Origin of the sequence: Phyllobacterium sp. SB3 (genome assembly GCF_040009165.1) — a bacterium.
In the GTDB taxonomy this organism is placed as follows: Bacteria; Pseudomonadota; Alphaproteobacteria; order Rhizobiales; family Rhizobiaceae; genus Phyllobacterium.
In genome coordinates this window covers 463,091-483,347 of the sequence record NZ_JBDYKI010000002.1, presented here as the reverse complement: position 1 = coordinate 483,347, position 20,257 = coordinate 463,091, and the positions used below count along the sequence as shown (strand labels likewise).

The following is a 20,257-nucleotide window of genomic DNA, read 5'->3' as shown; positions in this document are numbered from 1 at the left end:
ATCGACGCATCTGGCATCTGCGTGTTATGCCACGCTTGCAGTGATTTACAGGCAGTAGAATATTTATGAGCAGGCTTGACAGTTTTATTCGCCGGATGATGGCACAGCGCGATATTCTCGATCATATTTGTGACAGTGTGAAGGAATTGGAGGGACCAGTAATCGAGCTCGGGCTTGGTAACGGCCGCACATATGATCATCTTCGCGAGCGATTTCCAGAGCGGCGGATTATTGCTTTTGATCGCGCCGTAGGCTCGTATAAAAGCTCTACACCACACCCGGAGAATCTCGTCATTGGTGAAATTCGCGATACAACCCAGAGATTTCTCGGTATAAATGCTGCCCTTGTTCATGCTGACATCGGCACCGGGTACGATGAAAAAGATGCCGTGACATTGACGTGGCTGCCGGACCTTGCAGCTGCGCTGTTAGCCCCGCACGGTATTGTGGCCAGTGGTCTCGAACTCAATCATCCCTTGCTGGAGCAGTTGCCGCTTCCGGCAAGCGTGAAACCCGGCCGCTACTTTTTATATCGCCGGGTCGAATAACGGAATATCGAATTGGGCTTCATCGAGTGGCAGCTCCGTACCGCGTATAAAGAAACGTGAGACAACACCATATTTTCATCTATTGAAACTGCCTGCCCATTTACTTTCATGTGAAGTGGGCGCTCATTTCCTGAGTAACAACATAGATTCTAAGTGGCTCAGCCCTGCCTCGGATAGCTATTTCTCGGCTCTCAAGGTGCTTGGTTTCAGAGCCAGCCTTCATGATGGTCGGTTCTGAAACCACGAGCACTACATCAAGTTCTTTGGCAATCGTTTCAAGACGGCTTGCAACATTCACTGTGTCACCTATTGCCGTAAGGCTTTTTACTCTGCCATAACCCATGGCTCCTACAATTGCTGGTCCGGAGTGCACACCTATTGCTACTCGTAAAGGCATTGCCAAGTCAGTTGCAAGCTCTTGGCTCAGCCGGTCTATTTCACTCACGATCATTGCGGAGGCCCTGAGCGCTTGCCGGCACCCATCTTCTGGTGATCCTTGCAACCCAAACAAGGCCATCGCGCCATCGCCGATAAACTTGTCCAAGCGTCCGCCTGCCCGTTCGACGGCTTGGCCCACAATGGCAAAATAACGGTTGAGGAGGAATACAACGTCATAGGGCAATTGCGCCTCGGTCAGAGCGGTGAAGTTGCGAATGTCGCAAAAAAGGATGACGATCTCCTGTTCGCGCCCGGGATTGACCTGTTGGCTATTGGCCGGCAGGTTGCCTTCCAATGTTGGGACAAGCAAAGGTACAATACTGATGTTGTTTAACGGGCGCAGCTGACAGGCGAGCCGTACATCCGGATCGGCGTTGATCCGGTTCAACGTTGCCTGCTCCGTAGTATCAGGCTTCACGAGAGTGTCTGCGCCCTCGATTATCTGGACGCGGCAAGTGGAGCAGCGTCCTTTGCCACCACACACAGCGTAGTGAGGAACGCCGCCAATTCGGCTTGCTTCAAGCACGCTGAAACCTCGCGGCACGCGAACAACCTGACCTTCAGGATATCGAATCTCGATCTGATTTGAACGTTCGCGCCAACTCCGCAACATGCGAAGAGTAACCACACTTAGAAGACTGGTGGCGAAGACTCCATAGAGCATGAACTTTACAACGGCTAACTGTTGCAACGCCTCTGCGCTGATGAAGGTGTTTCCGTGGGCGATGCCACTTCCATAGCTGGACTGGATAGGCTCACTTGCAAGTATACGTCCGGTATAAGCGAAACCGAGAAGGCTGAGGACTGGCAGGAGAATAGCTAAAGTCAGGAAGAATGGAGCTGCCCGAGAATACCAATCACGATATCGTAACCAGAAATGTATGCCGATGCATCCGTGCGCCCACACGACGAGGAGTGCCAGTGTTTGCCTGATAGCACTGCCGGGTGACTCTACCCATAGACTTCTGATAACAAACTCATACGTGTCATTAAGTCCCGCGATTTCGTATCGGATACGCGTACCAATGATATGCTCGATCAGAAGGATGGGAATCAATAATCCAAGTATGATCTGGCTGGCTTCGCGCAATGGCATGACCAGTGTCCGGCGGAGATAAAGTGATCTTATAATAAGCGCCACATGCACGATTGCGGCCCCATAGAAAAGGACCGTACCGACAGGATTTCGCCAAATGGCAAGAAACCAGTGCCGGCCTTCTTCCGCTGCTTTAAGTGATATGAGATTCAACGAATGATTGGCCAAATGGAGCATGACGAAAACAAGCATGATCAGACCTGAGATCAAGCGTAGCCTGCGCAATGACCGTTCAGAACTGACGTTACTAGCAACAAATGCTGTCATGAAATCCGGAGCAATTTCTATTGGGTTAACTTAATTGAACCAGTGTGATTTGGCGAGTGGACAATACGCTCGCTTTACCCACCAAAAAGGTACGAAAAAAGCTCTGACGATCACACATTTGTTAGATATCTTTCCGTTTTGCCGAGAAGACTGTACTGCTTCGCAATGCACATTGCTTTTTACGCACCGTTGAAATCCCCATGTCATCCTGTACCGTCCGGTGATCGCGAGATGGCACGGCTTTTGATCCGGGCATTGGAAAATGCCGGGCACAAGGTAGAACTCGTTTCTGAACTCAGAAGCTTTGCAAAAGTACTCGATCAAGTCGCTCAAACGGTGATTTATACCAGTGCCGAGCAGGAACGAAAGCGTCTCATCCAGCACTGGCAAACCGGGTATACCCCTGATCTTTGGTTTACTTACCACCCTTATTACAAAGCGCCGGACTTGCTTGGACCCAATTTGGCAAGAATGTTCGACCTCCCATACATCACGTGTGAGGCATCATATTCAAAGCGTCGCGACGAAGGAGGTTGGCGTAACCAGCAAACACTCGTTGTCCAAGGTGTTGGACAGGCCGCATTAAATATCTGTTTCACGGGGAGGGATGAGCTTGGACTTCAGCACATTGTTCCCAAGGATCGCCTGCAGAGACTACCTCCATTTATCGATACTGCCGCCTTTGCGACCGAACCTGTTCAGCAAGATTCTCACCAGTTGGTGACGGTCGCAATGATGAGACCGGGAGACAAAATGGAAAGTTATAAGATGCTTGCGGCGTCGCTTGCTCTCTTGAACCACGTTCCATGGAAATTGAAAGTGGTGGGTGACGGTCCCGACATGGCAGCAGTGCAAGAGTGTTTTACCCGTATCGAGAAAGATCGTATTGAATGGGTCGGGCAAAAGGAGTCTCAAGAGGTTGTGAGCATACTTTACAATTCGGGACTTTATGTCTGGCCGGGGTTTGGCGAAGCTTATGGAATTGCTTATCTGGAAGCGCAGGCAGCAGGGCTACCTGTTGTTGCGCAGGCAGTGGCTGGTGTCCCTGAGGTCGTAAGGAATGGCATAACCGGAATTCTTACTCCAGTAAACGATGTGGCCACCTTCAGTAGAGCAATAGAACAATTGTGCGTGAACGAAGATCAACGCAGCGAAATGGGGCTCGCCGCAAGGCAGTTTGTTCTGGAGGAGCGCTCACTTGAACTGGCATCGCAGCGGCTGGACTTGTTGCTGAAACCATTTGCGAGGCAAGATCAATGACTGAGAATGTTGTTTGGCAGCCTTTACGCGACGAGTTATCCCGCTGGATCAATGCCAATCGCAGTATACGGTTTTGGCTCCGCGATGACGATGCCGTAGAGCCTACCGATGCTTTAGAGCGATTACTGGCGCTGAGCAATAAGTATGAGGTTCCAGCGTTGTTGGCTGTGATACCTTCGTTGACTGGTATGCCTCTGGCCGGAAGGTTGAAATCAGAGCGCCTAACCAGGGTTGCCGTTCATGGCTGGTCGCACGTAAATCATGCCAGGACTGGCGAAAAGAAGCAGGAACTCGGGGCGCATCGTGCGCTAAAAACAGTGCTTGCCGAGCTTGCCCAAGGATGGGAGCGGGCACGGGAGTTATTTCCCAAGCAGGTCTTGCCTATACTTGTACCGCCATGGAATCGCATCGACATTGCGCTACTGCCGCACTTGAATAGTTTGGGATTCGCCGCACTTTCAGTATTTGGAGCGCCAAAAAATAATCAGACCACTCATATTCCTGTCGTAAATACTCATATCGATTTGATGGATTGGCACGGTACGCGTGGCTGCCGCGTTCATGGCGAGCTGGTGAACGAAATAGTTGGGGAGATGCGCAATCGTTTTGATGGCGAAGACAGCACAATTGGCGTTCTCGCTCATCATCTTGTGCATGACGAATCTGCATGGATATTTTTACAAACACTTTTCGAGATCACGGCTGAAACGGGAGGATGCCGATGGGTATCCGCCCGGGAGCTGATCTAAAGGTCTATAACCTGAAAATCGCGTGCAGCGAATGTTCCCTCGAAACGCATTTTCGCAAGCCGCTCAAACTCATCGATCTCATCGTCTGTCCGCGAGGGAGCATGATGGAACAAAGCCAGCTTACCAATTTTTGCAGCCTCGGCTAGCTTGACTCCGTGTTGCCATGTCGAGTGACCGTAACCAAAACGCCTTGGCATCTCGTCTTCGGTATAGGTGCAATCATAGACAACGAGGTCTGCATCTTTGATGAGGCCGAGAACGGCGGGATCCAATTCACCGCTGACATGTTCTGTGTCGAAAATCAACGCAAGAACGCGCCCTGCCCATTCAATCCTGTAGCCGACGCATCCACCTGGATGATTGAGTTTATCCGTACGGATCACTACGTTCTCAAACGGGGTGAGAATATCTCCAGTTCGGAAATCCTGAAAGTTGAGGCAGGCCTGGCAAATATCTGATTCTATTGGAAACCAGGGCGGGCGCATAAACTGCTTCACCATTTGGCCAGTTGTCATCTGCCCGGCCAGATGGCCTGACCAAAGGCGTACATTCATCATCGGGTTATAAAGAGGTGTAAAATAAGGTAGGCCGATAATATGATCGTAGTGACAATGAGTATAAATAATATCGAGTTGCTCAACGCCTTCCCGTGACAAAGCCTCACCTGCCTGCCGTACCCCAGAGCCAGTATCAAAAATCAGCCGTCGGCTTCCACACTGAACCTCGATGCAGGCGGTATTTCCGCCATACCGTATGAATTCTGGTCCGGAAACCGAAACACTGCCTCGAGTTCCCCAGAATTTCACCCGAAATACTTGGTCGTTCATTATGCTCTTTACACCTGGTTCCCCATTTTGGGGATATCGTAGTCAAACTGCGACGGTTATGCGAGGCTTGTATTCCTTTTTATTGGCAAGCTACGCATTAAAAATTCGCTTCTGTTGATATGTAGGAAATAGCAACTTGCTTTTTAAGGTTTATGACAATTAACCAGTACGAGTAGATTAGTATCACCAGAACGGCTGAGTCATGTCTTCTTCGAAGTTTCCCCGTATTGCCGTTATTGCAGACGCTCATTTTCACGATCTTTATGGTGACTACGATTTCGAGGGTGTGGAAGTTGACGGTGGTCGTATGGTTGCCCGGAGATTGACAGATACGCTTCGCTCTACCCGGGTATTCAACGAGAGCTATTACGCGCTGAGAGGTGCTCTCGATGATGTCGTTGCACGCGATATTAAACTTGTAGTCCTGCTTGGTGATTATTCAGATGACGGCCAAATCAGCACGCTTTCGGCGCTGAAGCAGCTTCTTGACAGATATAGCTGCGATCATGGATTGGTTTTTATTGGAACGACAGGAAATCACGATATTGTGGGCCCATCTGGGCGTCATCATGCAAAACGTTTCCTGAACGCAGACGGTACCTATACCACCGTGGCAAGTGACAGTGAGTTTGTCGACGAAGACGCTGAAGCGATGGTCTTTACCGATAAAATGTACTGTCTGGGCTATCCCGAAGGTTTGGGTGTGCTTCCAGACCTTGGGTTCTTTTCAAGGACGGATGCGATCTATTGGGAAACACCGTTTGGAACGAACAGCGAGGCGGAATCTCGCCTTTATACGGTTTGTTCTGCGGATGGCCTTAATGAGTACCAACTGATGGATGCATCCTATCTGGTTGAGCCAGTCCCAAACCTTTGGTTGCTCATGATAGATGCCAACGTATTTGAGCCTCGCAATGGCGATGTTCCGCGGGACAGTTCAGCAGCATTTATCGATAGTACAAATGCTGGCTGGAATGCCATGCTTGTCCACAAGCCGTTCATTCTGGAGTGGATGAAAGACGTTTCTGCGAGAGCGAAGCTTGAGGGTAAGACGCTTCTCACTTTTTCCCATTATCCTATGATCGACATGATGGATGGGACGACCACAGATGAGCAGGCTTTGCTTGGTAATACGAGTTCCGTTGCGCGAACACCTTCCGTGAACGTTGCGGCTGCAGTGATAAAAGCTGGCATATCAGTACATTTCAGTGGCCACTTGCATGTCAATGATACGGCCAGCACTACAAATGACGACGGGACGCTGACCAATATCGGGGTGCCGTCACTTGTAGCGTTTCCTCCGGCGTTCAAGATTCTGACAATCGAGAATGAACGATTGGATGTTGCGACCATATCGCTGGACTATCTCCCGATAGATGCTGAGATCAACAGGCAGTACCGAACAGAGATTGCAGTGACAAAGAAGCATGTTGGCTCCATGCTGGACGCCAGAAACTATGGCGAGTTCCTTTCCGGGCATGTGGATCAACTGCTCGTGCATCGATACCTCAAGCGTGAATGGCCGGCAAATCTCGTGCAAGCAGTTAAACTGCTGAATCTTGGGGATCTGTTTCGATTGGCACGTTCCGAGAAAACCCTAACGATCGAAGACGTCGTTCTGACGACGAAAACAGAACATGCGAATGCGATGAATGCCAACTTGGAGGCGTTGGATTCCATTTCAGCTCTGGATTTGCTTGGTGACTGGTATCGCTTGCGAATGGGCAGTGAGATGGCGATGGATTGGATATCGCCTGACAGGCTGGCAATGTATCGCCTGTTGATCGACGCCTATGCGGTTGCACCGGCGAGTGGGGCGGGTGAAGCCAGACAGATATTCGCCACCATTTTTCGAATGATGGCTTCGTATATGGCTGGTTTACCGTCTCGTAATTTCACGGTTTCTCTTGAAACAGGTAAGTTGACGGGTCAGCAAAACTGATAGATTTACTTTGCAGCGTGCTGTTTTTGCTTACTGCGGGCTTCGCTGAGTTCGGTTGTCGTGTGACTCAAGCGGTCGGCAAGAACGCGCATGATTTCGATTGTCATTTCCGGGTAATCGCTCAAGAGCTTGATAAAATGGTCTTTGCTTATGCGCAGGGCCTCAAGTGGTGAATTCGCCTTAACTGTAGCAGTACGAGAAACGTCACACAGGATTGCAATTTCTCCAACGATTGAATCGTGTTCAATTTCGGCAACCTTGATTTCCCCGCTAGGGCTGTCAGCGAGAATATCCGCCCCACCGGATAATATTACATAGGCTGCATCGGCGGGGTCACCTTGATGGAACAGTACTTGCCCGGACTTGTAGCTCACGCGTTCCGAAGTGAATGCGAGCAGCTTTAGCTTTGCGGGAGCGACTCCCGAAAACAATGGCACCCGTCGCAACATTTCCACTTCGTCTTTGAGCAGCATAGGTAGCATCCCCTGTGGCATCATTGGATTTATGAAGCCAGTTGTTTAAATACACCGTTTTTCTGCAGAAGAGTAGCATGTGTTCCGTCTTCTACCAGAGCCCCATTGTCAAATACTACGACTCTGTCGAACAATTTGGCGAGGCTGGTATTGGAAATTACCCAAATTATCGATGGTGAATGACCTTCTTCATGAAGGTTTTCCATGATGTTGCGAGTAATTCTGTCCTGAATGCGTTGGTCGAGTGCGGGGAAGGGGCGGTTGAAAATCAGATAGTCAGATCGCTTGAGCAATGCCCGTGCGACGTTTAACTTTTGACGTTGAACATTTGTCAGACGCTTGCCACCCGCGCCCACGTCGAAATCAAGGCCAATGGAAAGCACGCTTTCGAAGAGATCAAGCTTGTTGAAGATATCACGCATGATATCCCGAAGCTTGTCGGAGCCGTCAGCTTGGGCGAACCCGATTCTGCCAAAAAGAACATTATCCAATAGTGTTGCGGACGAGATAAACTTTTTCGGGTCGTACCGTTCGATGACTTCCTTGAGATCGTCAGGCAGGTTTTGATGAAAACGAGCACGCGCGTCTACGATCTTTGCCATGAGTTCGTCATTGAGCAGACCAAAACGATGCCTTGGCTCAATATAGGAGAAGCTCAACCGGATGATGTTTGAACGCTCCTCCGGCGATGCTGCTTCAATTCCACGGCCTTGCAGCTTTTGCAAAAGAACCTGATAAGCGGGGATATCGTCAGCAGTCATGAATGTGAGCTGCTGAAAGAACGGATGGTCTGGCGGCAGGTCTTCAAAGAGTTCGACAGCGTTTGATGCAATTTCCAAACCCATCGAGTAAAGATCGATATAGAGGTCTTTCTCCCGCAAAACCGATCGGAAATAAGGATGAGCTGCCAGTTTCCGGTTGGTCATCATCGGGCGTTTCATTGTCCCGAACAGCAGGTTCTCGCCGATAGTCGCTTGCGGATTGTATTCTTTGAGCTTGAATGGAACGACGAGATCTTCGAGGTCTTCCTTCTTCAGCCGCTTGCGAAGAGCCTCGCGAAGCTCCACGATCCTGTCGGTAAGATCACTGTGGTTTGTGGTATTGACCAACGAACGCAGTGCCATATCCTGAATATCCTGCGAGATCATCACAGCATCGAGAACAGGACGAACGACTTTGAAGAGATCTTCGGGACCAGTTACACCGGCTGAGGCGTAGTCTACCCAATCGCTATTGAGATCAAGTTCCGGGTTACCGGCGCGACGCGCCTCATTCAAGTTCCATTTATACTTGATTGCCTGCTTTCCCTCATACTCTACTTTAGTCAGAGGGGCATGTTTAAGCCCGTAAAGAAGATTGTCACGCAGCGTTCCATGGAAGAAATATGTGTCAGATGCAGCATAGGCAATCCGGCGGCCTGTTACCGATTCCGGAAGCTCAAGCAGGTCTGCTCCGTCAATCGTAATACGTCCTTGGTCCGGCCATACCAGACGAGCAAAAGCTTCTGCCAGCGCTTCAGCGCCGCTACTACTATTGCCGACAATCGCGACGGTTTCAGATGGCTTTATCTCCAGCGAAATATGGTTGAGCAGCGGCGCGCCACTATCATCCGATACGGTTAGATTGACTGCATGCAACGAGTGCTCAAGGCGGGTTGCTGGAGCGGGCGCAAGTGCTTGGATCTTGGGGTCCACCAACCTGTCAACGTTGAACTGTTCGACAACCTGCGCATATTTAACCTGCACATCCTGACGCGCCTGATCCCAATCGATCAGTTCTTTCAACGGACCGGGCAGATCTTTGTACGCATTGATCACGGCAACCAGCTGTCCAATGTCGAGCCGTCCTTGCAGAGCAAGAACACCACCAATGGAATAGAACAGGAATGGCGTGACTTGCGCGAGGAAGTTATTGATGAATTTGACGAGAAACTTCCATTGATAAAGGTCATATCGGATCGAAAAGATAAGTCCCAATCGTGAGGCAATGTCAGCGCGTTCGTAGTTCGAGGTATCATTGCCGTGGATGGTGCCAATACCATCCACGATCTCGCCAACACGCCCCGACAATTCGCGCGCTGTAAGCTGTCGCTGCCGTCCAAGTTCAAGCAGCCGCTTGCGCATGCGCGGGATAACAACACCTTGTATGGCCACAATCCCGGCGGCAATCATGCCCAGCCAGAAATTCTGCATGATTATGAAAACGAGAGCCGTAAGCGCTTGACCGCCAAGCAAGGCAGGCTGGACAAAAGCATCGCCTGTGAAGCCGCCCATAGGCTCCACTTCGTCTTTGATCATGGTCGCAATTTCAGCAGATTTTACCCGCTTGAACTGCGACGGGGGAAAACGGAGCACGCGATCAATCAGCTCGAAACGGATGCGTCGCAGCATTCGTTCGCCGAGACGGCCCTTGTACGTATTGATATAGAGTTTAAAGAGTCCGTTTATGATAACGAGCACCAAGAAAACAAGGCTGAGAGCCATAAGCATCTCGAAGCGTGTCAGCTCAAGGCCGTTGAAGAACGTTACCTCACCAAGATAAGGAATATTGAACCGGATACGCATGAACGTCTGCGTGGCGCCGGGGGATTCGAAACCCGTTCCCTGTATAGGTCCGTTAACAATCTGCTTTGGCAGATCGAACGATAAGAAATATGGGACCATCGAAACGGCTACAACAATCAGAATCCATATCTGCTGCAGTCGTGTATTCGACCAGATGTATCGACCTAAACTTTTTTCCATGAACAACCGTGGGCTGTGACTTCAGCAGTAATTTATATAGTGAAACAGGCGTAGCGTTGAGGGCGACCTTGTTGGTTGAATCACCTGAACTTACATCATCAAGCCCAATGAAGCTATATAACATGGCGCCATCGGTGCGTATTCTTAAAGCCGCCTGTTTAGAGCATCTGTCGCAGCAATGCAGCCGTTTGCTGAGCACCGTTCAAGTCCAAGTTGTGTTTTGGAGGAGGAGCCGCTTCGAAAGCAGATTTAATGGCGCTTGTAAGACGATCGCTGCTCAAGCCATTTTCCGGCAATGTAATGGCCAGACCGAGGGCTTCGAGCCGCGTTGCACGAACACTCTGTTCGGTTTCACCGCCCGCCGTGAAGGGAATGAGTATGGAGCGGCACTGCGCTCGAAGTATATCGCAAACCGTATTGTACCCGGATTGTGAAATTGAGAGGCGGGCACTGCGAAGCAAGCCGGGAAAGTCCTGCCGAAACCGTATAACAGTAACATTGTCTGGGGCATCAGCAGACAGGTCAGTAAAATCAGACTGAGGAAGGTTGGGGCCGGTGATAAGGCACCAACTGCCCTTGAAGTTTGATTGCGTAGCGGAACGATACGCCGATTGGAGGAGATCATAGCCGACAGCGCCACCACCCGCCGAGACAACAATATCAAAACTATCAGTGGAGGGAGCAGGCGTGGGCCCGGTTACGAGCCCAGTATAAATGATCTTGTCCGCAATCGATTTTGCCAACGGAAAAGTATCAGGCAAAGTTACAAAACCGGGGTCGCCATGAACCAGCACATGGTCGAAATGTGATTTAATCAGCGCAACAGTTTCTTCATCCCGCCCCGGCTTCGTCCGCTCTTGCAGGATATCGCGGACCGAGGTCACCAGCTTTGGCTTGGGAGTTGCCTTTTCAACCGCTTCCAGCAGAGGTAAAAGCTCAAAACGCATTTGCCTTCGGCCGAATGGGAACGCCTCAATGATAACGATATCCGGTTTTGTTTCATTGAAGGCATCAAGCAGAAGTTTGCGTCGATTGGTAAGGTAACTTTCGCTGGCAGGTTCCGAATTACCGTCGACTAGCCCGCTAAAGGCTGCACTTCCCGCCAACAAGGGAGGCAATGCAATCTGTCTCACTTCCGGATCAGGAAAGCCGGATACGCTTGAACCTCCCGTGATCATGGTCACATCAAAACCGTCGTCAACGAGCGCTCGCGCAATATGACTCGCCCTCGCGAGATGTCCTATTCCAAGCAAATGCTGGACGTAAAAGAAAACGCGGGGCGATCTCATGGCCTTTGCCACTCATCTTCAAACAGCCGCGTGAGCTGCCGTATGCTTGAGTTGTGATCAAAATGCTCCCGGACGCGGCGTTCAGCAGTCAGACCAAGACGGTGCCTGAGATCAGGCTCGCGAATGGCCCGTTCAAGGGCAACGGCCATAAGGCGGGGGTCTTCGGGCGGCACGACCAGACCATTTTCACCACCGGTCAATAGCTCCGGAATTCCTGAAATATTGGTCGAGATACAAAGGAGGTTTTGACTGGATGCCTCAACAAGTACATTGGGCAATCCATCGCGGTCACCGTCAGCTGCGACACGGCATGCCAATGCAAAAATGTCTGATTGTCGGTAATGGTTGAGTACATCTTCCTGAGCAAGCGCACCCTTCCAGACTATACGATCAGCAATGCCGAGTGACTCAGCAAGGGGTTTCAGAGTGGCCAACTCATCGCCGCCACCGATATGGGTGAAACGCCAGTTGATATCCGATGATAACTGCGCGAGAGCTTTCAATAGAACATCGTAACCCTTCTTTGGCACGGCGCGCCCGACGCTCAATATCTGTACGGGATCGGATTTATCTTTGCCGTCACGATCAGATCGTCGTTGGCCAAAATGTCCGAACCGCGTCAGGTCCAGGCCATGGTAACTCAGATGTACCCGGTCTTTCCGGTTGGTCAATTGGCGCATGTGGTCAAAACCGGAGCGTGTACAGGTAACGCTCCACCGCGCCTTTCCGAGTTTCTCAGTCAGTTCCCAATCCGGAGATGTCCAGATGTCCTTGGCGTGCGCAGAGCAGGTCCACGGAACGCCGGTCAGAATGCTGGTATAGGCGGTCACTGATGCAGGCGTGTGGATAAAGTGTGCATGCAACCATTCCCCGGCATCGGGCCATTCGTTCGCTAGAACCAATGCCTGTCCAAACCGGCGAAATCGATTGCGGGTTCTGTCACGTAAAAGGTCAGACCAGAATTGACGAAGCAAGGACCGGAATCCCGGACGTTTCCAACTGCCAACGAGACCGCGCAAGACGCGAAGTGGCTCGTCATGCAAATATTCCGGCAAATAGACGACCCGAGCCTTGATCTCATCGTGGATCGGATGGCGTTTTTTGTCGGTAGGCTTGCGCATGGAAATGAGGGTCAGGTCAAAACCCGCACGTTCAAGTCCGAGCAATTCCTGCGCGATGAAAGTTTCTGAGAGGCGTGGATAGCCCTTCAGGACTACCAATGTTTTGCGGCGTACAGGCAACTATGTCTACTCTTACTCAGCAACTGCGGGAAGCTGCTCATTCTCACGGTCGTCCAACCATTCACCGACGATTTCAGAGATATGCACAAGTCCCTCCAAACGCATGCCTTCTCCTTTGCCGCTTTGGGATGGAGGAGCACGTTCGGGGAGACGTTTCAATACTTCCGCCAGCCTTATCGGATCTTCGGCCTCTTCCGGTAGGAGCATCTCAATCAGGCCGAGTTCTGCCGCGCGTTTTGCCCGGATCAACTGCTCTTCGCGGGGAGCAATGCGGGGGACAATCAATGCAGGCTTGTCGAACGACAATATCTCGCAATAGGTGTTGTACCCACCCATAGCGACTACGGCTTTTGCACCGGCAATCAACTCTTCCATGCGGTTATCGAACTCAATAACCTGAATGTACGGAATTTTGCTTCCTTTTTTTACCAGCTTCGCACGTTGTTTGGCAGGCATGTATGGGCCGAGCACAATGAACGCTTTATGTTGCAATGTAGGATCTTGTTGATAGGCGTGAATGACGTTGTGAACGAGGTCTGCACCATCGCCGCCGCCGCCCGTTGTAACAAGAATATAATCGCCATCAGGGACATGTTCGGAGGCTGCCTCATGAGATACGCTGCGCTGCAGAAAGCCAACGAATTTCATTTTATCCCGGATCGTTTCAGGCACATCAAGGTCGACCAGTGGGTCATAAAAGTCTGGGGGGCCATAAACCCATACGGTGTCATAGAGCTGATCGATTTTACTGATGACCTGATTATGCTTCCACTCCGCCTCCAGAAGGTGCGGCGCATCCATAACTTCACGCAAGCCTAAAACGAGCGTGGTGCCCCGTGATTTGAGGTAAGTCAGGGTCTCTTCGACCTCTCCCTTCAACCCCATGGGTTCTTTGTCGACGATAAAAATATCTGGCTGGAAAGTTTCCGCGGTGTGTCTGATAATTGATTGCCGCATCTTCAGGGTTTCATGCAGATCAATATGACGGGCAAGGGACGTGTATTCGCCATTGCGCAGCTTGATGACGCTTGGAACTTTAACAAAATCCACGCGCGCGCGATAATCAAACGCACCAGCAATAGTCGCGCCCGAGATGATCAGGATGTTCAATCCCCGATAATCTTCAACAAGCGAATGTGCAATAGTCCTGCACCGACGCAAATGACCCAAGCCGAACGTATCGTGACTGTACATCAGGATTCGTGCATCCTCGAAACGACGCATCATGGTTGGAACTTTCTTTTTTGCGGGCGGGCCCGCGCAATACCATTCAAATAGGTGATCAAAAGCAATCTACCAGCCTCTTATCTGTATGGATCGGCGGCGTCGCGCAACCCATCTCCCAAGAAATTGAACGCCAGTATGACAAGAATGACCGGAACCATTGGAAACAATAGCCAAGGGTAGAATGCAATGACGCTAACGCTTCTGGCCTCCGTAAGGAGTATACCCCAGCTGGTTATGGGCGGTCTCAAACCCAAGCCCAGAAAGCTCAGTGCGGTCTCGCCAAGGATCATTCCGGGGATAGAAATTGTTGCAGTCGCAATCAGGTGCGACATAAAGCCAGGAACCAGATGTCTGCCGATAATGCGGCTGCTCTTCGCCCCCATGAGCTGTGCGGCCAATACATAGTCTTCCTCGCGCAAGGCGAGCAACTTGGAACGGACCGATCGCGCTAGTCCGGTCCAATCGAGCATGCCGAGAATTATCGTGATGCCGAAGTAAATCAGAATGGGACTCCAGGTTACAGGCATGATGGCTGCGAGTGCCATCCAAAGCGGTAAGCTAGGCAAAGATTGTAAAACTTCGATAACACGCTGGACCAGGAGATCAAACACACCACCATGATAGCCCGCAAGGCCGCCAATAATGATACCAAGCACGAAGCTTATGGTGATGCCGATCAATCCAATGGTCAAAGAGATTCGCGCACCATAGATGATCCGGGACAGCACGTCGCGGCCAAGACGATCTGTTCCAAGCAGGAACATCTGGCCCCCTTTTGCCGGACACACAAAATGAACGTTGGACTGTATTAATCCCCAAAAACGGTAGTCATCACCCCTGCAGAAAAAACGGATCGGCTGAACAACGTTCTTGTTGTCGGTGTAGACACGCTTCAGCGATTCCATATCCAGCTTCATTTCGCGGCCATAGACGAACGGCCCGATAAAATTTCCGTCCTGAAAAAGATGCACGCGTTGAGGTGGGGAGTGGATGAAATCAACATTGCGTGTATGCAGGTTATAGGGAGCCAAAAACTCCGCAATGATAATCATGCCGTACAGCAGGAGCAGAAAAATACCGGAAGCCAGAGCAACCCTGTGCCGCTTGAATTTCCACCACATCAGTTTGAGCTGTGAGGCGAGGTGAACCTTGGCCTGTGCCTCGGTCATTTCCTCGACGGACATAGGATCGAATGGAGCCGTGGAAACATAATGCTGTAATGGCGCGCCGGGGAGAGGTATCTGAGTCGTCACTTCGTGCTCCTGCCAGAAAGCCGGATGCGCGGATCCAGAAAAGCAAGAGCGATATCGGAGATCAGGACGCCGATAACGGTCAAGAATGCGAGAAACATGAGGAACGAGCCGGCAAGATACATATCCTGACTCTGAAGCGCTTTTATGAGCATGGGGCCTGTGGTTTCAAGAGAAAGTACGATTGCCGTGATTTCGGCACCGGAGATAATCGCCGGCAGGATTGATCCGATATCAGATACAAAAAAGTTCAGCGCCATGCGAAGAGGATATTTGATCAAAGTCCGAAATGGATGAAGCCCTTTGGCCCGTGCTGTCATGACATATTGCTTTTGAAGCTCGTCCAGCAAGTTCGCGCGGAGGCGGCGGATCATCCCTGCTGTACCGGCCGTACCAACGATGATGACCGGTATCCAAAGATGCGAAAGAATTGATCGCGCTTTCTCCCAGCTCATGGGCTGGTTGAGATACTGCTGGTCCATGAGATGCCCTATGGACGTGCCGAACCATACATTGGCAAAGTACATCAGGATGAGTGCTAGCATGAAGTTGGGGATGGCAATGCCGAGTAGGCCCAGAAACGTCAGTCCATAGTCGCTCCAGCTATATTGGTGCGTGGCTGAGTACATGCCGATCGGAAAAGCAATCAGCCAAGTAAAAAGAATGGTCACGAACGACACAAGGATAGTCAGCCACATTCGATCGCCAATGACCTCACTGACTGGCAACTGATACTCGAACGAGTAGCCAAAATCGCCTTCAAGCATGCCGCCAACCCAATAAAAGTATCGCAGCACAGGGGGCTTATCCAGACCATACTGGGCGCGCAGTTCTTCCAGATCCTGTATGTTGACAGTTTCACCTTGAGCCTGCATTTCTGCAATTTGGCTATCGATGAAATTGCCTGGAGGCAGTTCAATAATTACGAAAACGAGAGCGGATATGATAAGCAAAGTCGGGATCATGGCGGCAATGCGCCAGAGAATATAACGAAGCATGCTTAAACTTGCTCCGTCTCAAGCCAGAATGTATCCGGCATGTAAATACCGAGATAACATGTCGGATCAAAGCCATAGAGAGCCTTTTCGGGAACATTCTGCAGCTTGTTTGTGTGAAGAACAGGCTGCAGGGTTCCGTTAATCAACCCTATGGAGAAAACCTGACTTGTGAAGATTGAAAGCATCTGGTGCCAGATAGCAGTGCGTTCTTCCATGTTTCTGGAGCCGCGCCAGCTGTTTTGCAGGCGAACCAGTTCCTGCGCTTCCGGCAGATCCGGCGCCTGGCCATTCTGACCGAGAGAAAGGTGATACATGCCCCATAACGGCCATTGGAGCTGGTCATCTGCAGTAGGTGCGAGTTGCTGCGGATTCATGTCCGCCGTAGCAACGCCGTTCTCAATGCCGTACCAGATCGACATCATAATTCTGCCAGCCTGTGCACGGCTACGGAAAATGTCACGCTGCGACGTCCGGGTATAAAGAGCAATGCCGATCTTCCGCCAATGATCCGCTACAAGCTCCAGAACATCTGTGTCCAATGTGCTTTCGCCCGGTGTTTCGATAGTGATTTCGGCCAGACGACCGTCTGGCAATAACCGGATATCGTCTTCATTGCGATTATGCAGGCCGGCGGCATCCAGCAGGGCATTGGCTTGGTCCGGATCGTGGTCGATCCATGCTTTCGCGTATTCCGGTTTGTAAAGCGGACTATCCGGAAGCACAGTGTCCGCGCTCGCCGTCCCAAGGCCGTAGAAAACTGCCATGTTGATTTCATGTCTGTCTATTGCCAGTGACAGCGCCCGGCGCACGCGCACATCACGGAACAATCCGCGCCAGACAGCATCTGCACAATTCAGGTTTGGTAGAATTGCAACGCGTGATCCACGGGTCATTTTCCACAGATTGACCTTTACGGGATAGCGTTTTTCGGCATCTTTCAAGAAGGTATAGTCATTGAAATCAACGCCCGTAACTTGAAGGTCGCTTTCTCCAGCACCGGCTTTGGCAGGGATAATCGAAGACGAACTCACGTTTAGAATAAAGCGGTCGATATACGGCAATTGTCTACCGTTTTCATCGACACGATGGAAATAGGGATTGCGCTCAAAAATGAACTGCTCTGCAGGAGGGGCCGTGGTGTTTCGCCAAGGATAGAGCGTTGGGAGACTGGGATTTTCGGGCCGGTACTCACGCGCCATCTTGATGTGCAGGTCAGCCCATTTTTTTACGCGGTTTTCCTGCATCAGTGCAGAGAGCCGGAATTGATCCTGATACTTCTTGTGAAACTGTTTCAGATAAGCTGACGGGCCGTGAATAGCGAGCGGTTGAGGCGCTGCAAGACTTGGCAGGAAATTGGGATTTGGCGCATCCCATGAATAGCGTACAGTCAAATTATCGAGGACTTCAAACTTAGGTAGTTTGCCATTGACGCGGAGATCAAGTGACCCGCCGCCCGGCGTCAAATCCTTATTGAGAAGAACGTCTTCCCACCAGTAACGGAAGTCGTCTACGGTTAGAGGCGAACCATCGGACCAACGATGCCCTTCCCGGATGGTAAAGGTGAAAATGGTATCATTTTCTTCGTGAAATGCCTCGAGAATATCCGGTTGCAGCACCAAATTCTCGTCATATCCCACAAGCCGGGCATATCCATAGATAGTCATAAAACGAATGTCTTTGGCACTGCCAATAATGGTGCGAACAGTGCCGCCATAACGCCCGGGCACCCGCCCCATTTCCTTCAGACCGATAATTCGGGGCCTTGTAGGCAATCGTTCGGCGAGAGGTGGAAGACTGCGGGCCTTGAGCCTGTCCGATAAAAACTCAGGTTCAAGATCACGGTCAGCCGCCAACGCGAAATTTGGCGATAGCAGATATCCGAGTCCGCCCAGGCCCAATGTGCCGAGTATTTTGCGTCGCGTTACCACGTCCGCAACTCCTTGGCATCGACATTGCGTCTAGCCAAAACAAGATGGCCACCACCCAGATCGGCCTGTGCAAGATCACTTGAGCCAGCTTCGCCGGAAAACTGTGCTCCCCAAGCCCGCTTATCCGACGCACCGCTTGCGTTGAGAGTTTTGAAATCAAGTGGCCTATCCAGATCAGGAAAAGGGACTGCGGCGAGAAGCGAGCGTGTATAAGGGTGCACTGGATTGCGCAGAATAATCTCCCGGGGAGCCAGTTCAACGATACGGCCTGCACACATGACTGCTATCCGATCAGCCATGTAATCAACCACCGCAAGATTGTGGGAAATAAACAGGTAGGTTAGGCCCAATTTCTTTTGCAAATCTTTGAGCAAGTTCAAAATTTGTGCTTGAACGGAAACGTCGAGTGCGGAAACCGGTTCGTCACAGATCAACAATTGCGGTCCAAGTGCCAGTGAGCGTGCAATCCCTATACGCTGGCGCTGTCCACCTGAAAAGCTGTGCGGGTATCGGTTGAGATAGCGTTGATCAAGACCGATAGCTTGTATCAATGCGCGCACTTTTTCCAGACGATATGCCTTATCCCCGCGTCCATGGATTTCCAGTGGCTCGCTGAGAATGTTCTGGATTGTCATGCGCGGAGAAAGAGAAGAGACCGGATCCTGAAAGACCATCTGGATATGCGTTCTGAGATCCATCAAGGCGTCACCATGTGCTGCCAGAACGTCGATCTCACCCTTACCCTCATCAAAGGTAACGCTGCCACTATCGGGAGTTATGGCCCGCATCAAGATTTTGCTAAGCGTGGTCTTGCCGCAGCCACTTTCACCTACAAGTCCCAGGCATTCGCCCCGGCGAATATCAAAACTGACGTCATCGACGGCTTTTATGCGGGTTTTATCTTGTTTGCCAAACATACCGGATTTGCGAATGGCATAACTCTTTGTAAGATTACGAACACTGAGCAAAACTTCGGGTGTATTTTCCGGTGTGGGTTTTTTTGCCCAGAGCGTGTCGGAGTTAACAGGCACCTCACGCAGAGCCTTCAACCGTTCACCCGGTTTCATATCAAAATGCGGGACGGCGGCCATTAATCCTTTCAGATAAGGATGTTGAGGCTTGCGGAAAATGACATCTACCGGACCAGCCTCCATGATCTCGCCGTGATAAATGACCACAACTTCATCGGCCATGTTGGCTACCACACCAAGATCGTGTGTTATGAGCAGCATAGCCATATTCAGCTTTTGCTGAAGGTTCTTCAGCAACTCCAGAATCTGGGCTTGAATTGTTACATCGAGAGCAGTTGTAGGCTCGTCAGCAATCAAAAGAGCGGGGCGGCAAATCAGGGCCATTGCGATCATCGCCCTCTGACGCATTCCGCCTGATAACTCGAACGGATACATGTCGTAAGTACGCGCGGGGTTATGAAACCCTACGAGTTTCAGCATTTCCTCTGTCTGAGCCCTGCGCTCCTCCTTGGTTGCTTCGGTGTGGATTTGCAAAACCTCACTTATCTGGTTGCCGACCGTATGCAACGGCGACAGTGAGGTCATCGGCTCCTGAAAGATTTTAGCCATTCGCTTGCCGCGCAAGTCTCGCAGCTCAGCCCCGTCACGTGACATCTGGAGTATGTCGGTCGTTTTGCCATTCTCGGGATCCGTGAAGAGGATTTTGCCCGTGACGCTGGCCGTATTGGGCAGAATACCCATAACAGACTGACTTATTACAGATTTTCCGGAACCGGACTCTCCAACAAGAGCCGTCACTTTACCTGGCAGGACGCGAAGATTTGCGCCCTTTACCACACTCATTCGACCACCCAGCATTGCAAATGAAATGCCAAGGTTCTCTATACGCAACAAATCCGTTCCCGACGTCATGCGAGCGACTTAATCCTTGAAGGCTGTCGTTTTCTGTCAACTGGAATTGAGACTAGCTTACGCTATTGGATGAGTCCAGTTGGTTGAAAGGCGATTG

General features: G+C 50.9%; 15 protein-coding genes. 4 read left to right on the top strand and 11 right to left on the bottom strand.

The window, feature by feature from the left end:
- Nucleotides 1-65: 65 nt before the first annotated feature.
- The gene (locus tag ABKW30_RS08805) at nucleotides 66-548 is read left to right on the top strand and encodes a class I SAM-dependent methyltransferase (RefSeq protein ID WP_348598404.1); all 483 of its coding nucleotides are present in this window, start codon (nucleotides 66-68) and stop codon (nucleotides 546-548) included.
- Between the two features lie 106 nt (nucleotides 549-654).
- Here ABKW30_RS08805 and ABKW30_RS08800 read toward each other — a convergent pair whose 3' ends face one another.
- Entirely contained in the window at nucleotides 655-2,349 is a 1,695-nt protein-coding gene (locus ABKW30_RS08800) for an adenylate/guanylate cyclase domain-containing protein (protein WP_348598402.1), read from the bottom strand.
- A 165-nt stretch (nucleotides 2,350-2,514) separates the two neighbouring features.
- On the opposite strand from ABKW30_RS08800, the gene ABKW30_RS08795 reads away from it, so the two are divergent.
- Entirely contained in the window at nucleotides 2,515-3,609 is a 1,095-nt protein-coding gene (locus tag ABKW30_RS08795) for a glycosyltransferase family 4 protein (protein WP_348598401.1), read from the top strand.
- Nucleotides 3,606-4,358 carry a polysaccharide deacetylase family protein gene (locus ABKW30_RS08790; protein WP_348598399.1) on the top strand — a complete coding sequence of 251 codons (753 nt, stop codon included), beginning with the start codon at nucleotides 3,606-3,608 and terminating at the stop codon, nucleotides 4,356-4,358. Before ABKW30_RS08795 ends, ABKW30_RS08790 begins: the two co-directional genes overlap by 4 nt.
- Here ABKW30_RS08790 and ABKW30_RS08785 read toward each other — a convergent pair.
- Nucleotides 4,355-5,185: an MBL fold metallo-hydrolase gene (locus tag ABKW30_RS08785; RefSeq protein ID WP_348598397.1), complete on the bottom strand. Its 831-nt coding sequence runs from the start codon at nucleotides 5,183-5,185 to the stop codon at nucleotides 4,355-4,357. The two genes, ABKW30_RS08790 and ABKW30_RS08785, sit on opposite strands and share 4 nt — an antisense overlap.
- 202 nt (nucleotides 5,186-5,387) lie before the next feature.
- Here ABKW30_RS08785 and ABKW30_RS08780 point away from each other — a divergent pair, with 202 nt between their 5' ends.
- Nucleotides 5,388-7,127: a metallophosphoesterase gene (locus tag ABKW30_RS08780; RefSeq protein WP_348598396.1), complete on the top strand. Its 1,740-nt coding sequence runs from the start codon at nucleotides 5,388-5,390 to the stop codon at nucleotides 7,125-7,127.
- Between the two features lie 5 nt (nucleotides 7,128-7,132).
- Here the strand turns inward: ABKW30_RS08780 and ABKW30_RS08775 are convergent, their stop codons facing one another.
- From ABKW30_RS08775 to ABKW30_RS08735, 9 genes are all read right to left on the bottom strand, one after another.
- Nucleotides 7,133-7,600, bottom strand: coding sequence for a Crp/Fnr family transcriptional regulator (locus ABKW30_RS08775; RefSeq protein WP_348598395.1), 468 nt, complete (start codon nucleotides 7,598-7,600; stop codon nucleotides 7,133-7,135).
- A 29-nt stretch (nucleotides 7,601-7,629) separates the two neighbouring features.
- Nucleotides 7,630-10,344 (bottom strand): ABC transporter ATP-binding protein, encoded by a 2,715-nt coding sequence (locus tag ABKW30_RS08770; protein ID WP_348598393.1) that lies wholly within the window; start codon nucleotides 10,342-10,344, stop codon nucleotides 7,630-7,632.
- A 158-nt stretch (nucleotides 10,345-10,502) separates the two neighbouring features.
- Nucleotides 10,503-11,633, bottom strand: coding sequence for a glycosyltransferase (locus tag ABKW30_RS08765; protein WP_348598391.1), 1,131 nt, complete (start codon nucleotides 11,631-11,633; stop codon nucleotides 10,503-10,505).
- Complete coding sequence (locus tag ABKW30_RS08760) at nucleotides 11,630-12,874, bottom strand: glycosyltransferase family 4 protein (RefSeq protein WP_348598389.1); 1,245 nt, start codon at nucleotides 12,872-12,874, stop codon at nucleotides 11,630-11,632. Before ABKW30_RS08760 ends, ABKW30_RS08765 begins: the two co-directional genes overlap by 4 nt.
- A gap of 12 nt (nucleotides 12,875-12,886) precedes the next feature.
- Nucleotides 12,887-14,101: a glycosyltransferase family protein gene (locus ABKW30_RS08755; RefSeq protein WP_348598388.1), complete on the bottom strand. Its 1,215-nt coding sequence runs from the start codon at nucleotides 14,099-14,101 to the stop codon at nucleotides 12,887-12,889.
- Between the two features lie 77 nt (nucleotides 14,102-14,178).
- A complete protein-coding gene (locus ABKW30_RS08750) occupies nucleotides 14,179-15,354 on the bottom strand; it encodes an ABC transporter permease (protein ID WP_348598386.1) in 1,176 nt (391 codons plus the stop codon).
- The gene (locus ABKW30_RS08745) at nucleotides 15,351-16,349 is read right to left on the bottom strand and encodes an ABC transporter permease (protein ID WP_348598384.1); all 999 of its coding nucleotides are present in this window, start codon (nucleotides 16,347-16,349) and stop codon (nucleotides 15,351-15,353) included. The genes ABKW30_RS08750 and ABKW30_RS08745 overlap by 4 nt, the downstream gene beginning before the upstream one ends.
- A gap of 2 nt (nucleotides 16,350-16,351) precedes the next feature.
- Entirely contained in the window at nucleotides 16,352-18,277 is a 1,926-nt protein-coding gene (locus ABKW30_RS08740; protein ID WP_348598382.1) for an ABC transporter substrate-binding protein, read from the bottom strand.
- The gene (locus ABKW30_RS08735; RefSeq protein ID WP_348598380.1) at nucleotides 18,271-20,160 is read right to left on the bottom strand and encodes an ABC transporter ATP-binding protein; all 1,890 of its coding nucleotides are present in this window, start codon (nucleotides 20,158-20,160) and stop codon (nucleotides 18,271-18,273) included. The genes ABKW30_RS08740 and ABKW30_RS08735 overlap by 7 nt, the downstream gene beginning before the upstream one ends.
- Nucleotides 20,161-20,257: the final 97 nt, after the last annotated feature.

Excerpts from the sequence above, each read along its gene's own strand:
- ABKW30_RS08775 (WP_348598395.1), bottom strand. The coding sequence starts at position 7,600 with ATGCTGCTCAAAGACGAAGTGGAAATGTTGCGACGGGTGCCATTGTTT.
- ABKW30_RS08805 (WP_348598404.1), top strand. The coding sequence starts at position 66 with ATGAGCAGGCTTGACAGTTTTATTCGCCGGATGATGGCACAGCGCGAT.
- ABKW30_RS08790 (WP_348598399.1), top strand. The coding sequence starts at position 3,606 with ATGACTGAGAATGTTGTTTGGCAGCCTTTACGCGACGAGTTATCCCGC.
- ABKW30_RS08780 (WP_348598396.1), top strand. The coding sequence starts at position 5,388 with ATGTCTTCTTCGAAGTTTCCCCGTATTGCCGTTATTGCAGACGCTCAT.
- ABKW30_RS08765 (WP_348598391.1), bottom strand. The coding sequence starts at position 11,633 with ATGAGATCGCCCCGCGTTTTCTTTTACGTCCAGCATTTGCTTGGAATA.
- ABKW30_RS08755 (WP_348598388.1), bottom strand. The coding sequence starts at position 14,101 with ATGATGCGTCGTTTCGAGGATGCACGAATCCTGATGTACAGTCACGAT.
- ABKW30_RS08745 (WP_348598384.1), bottom strand. The coding sequence starts at position 16,349 with ATGCTTCGTTATATTCTCTGGCGCATTGCCGCCATGATCCCGACTTTG.
- ABKW30_RS08770 (WP_348598393.1), bottom strand. The coding sequence starts at position 10,344 with ATGGAAAAAAGTTTAGGTCGATACATCTGGTCGAATACACGACTGCAG.
- ABKW30_RS08795 (WP_348598401.1), top strand. The coding sequence starts at position 2,515 with ATGCACATTGCTTTTTACGCACCGTTGAAATCCCCATGTCATCCTGTA.
- ABKW30_RS08800 (WP_348598402.1), bottom strand. The coding sequence starts at position 2,349 with ATGACAGCATTTGTTGCTAGTAACGTCAGTTCTGAACGGTCATTGCGC.
- ABKW30_RS08785 (WP_348598397.1), bottom strand. The coding sequence starts at position 5,185 with ATGAACGACCAAGTATTTCGGGTGAAATTCTGGGGAACTCGAGGCAGT.
- ABKW30_RS08735 (WP_348598380.1), bottom strand. The coding sequence starts at position 20,160 with ATGACGTCGGGAACGGATTTGTTGCGTATAGAGAACCTTGGCATTTCA.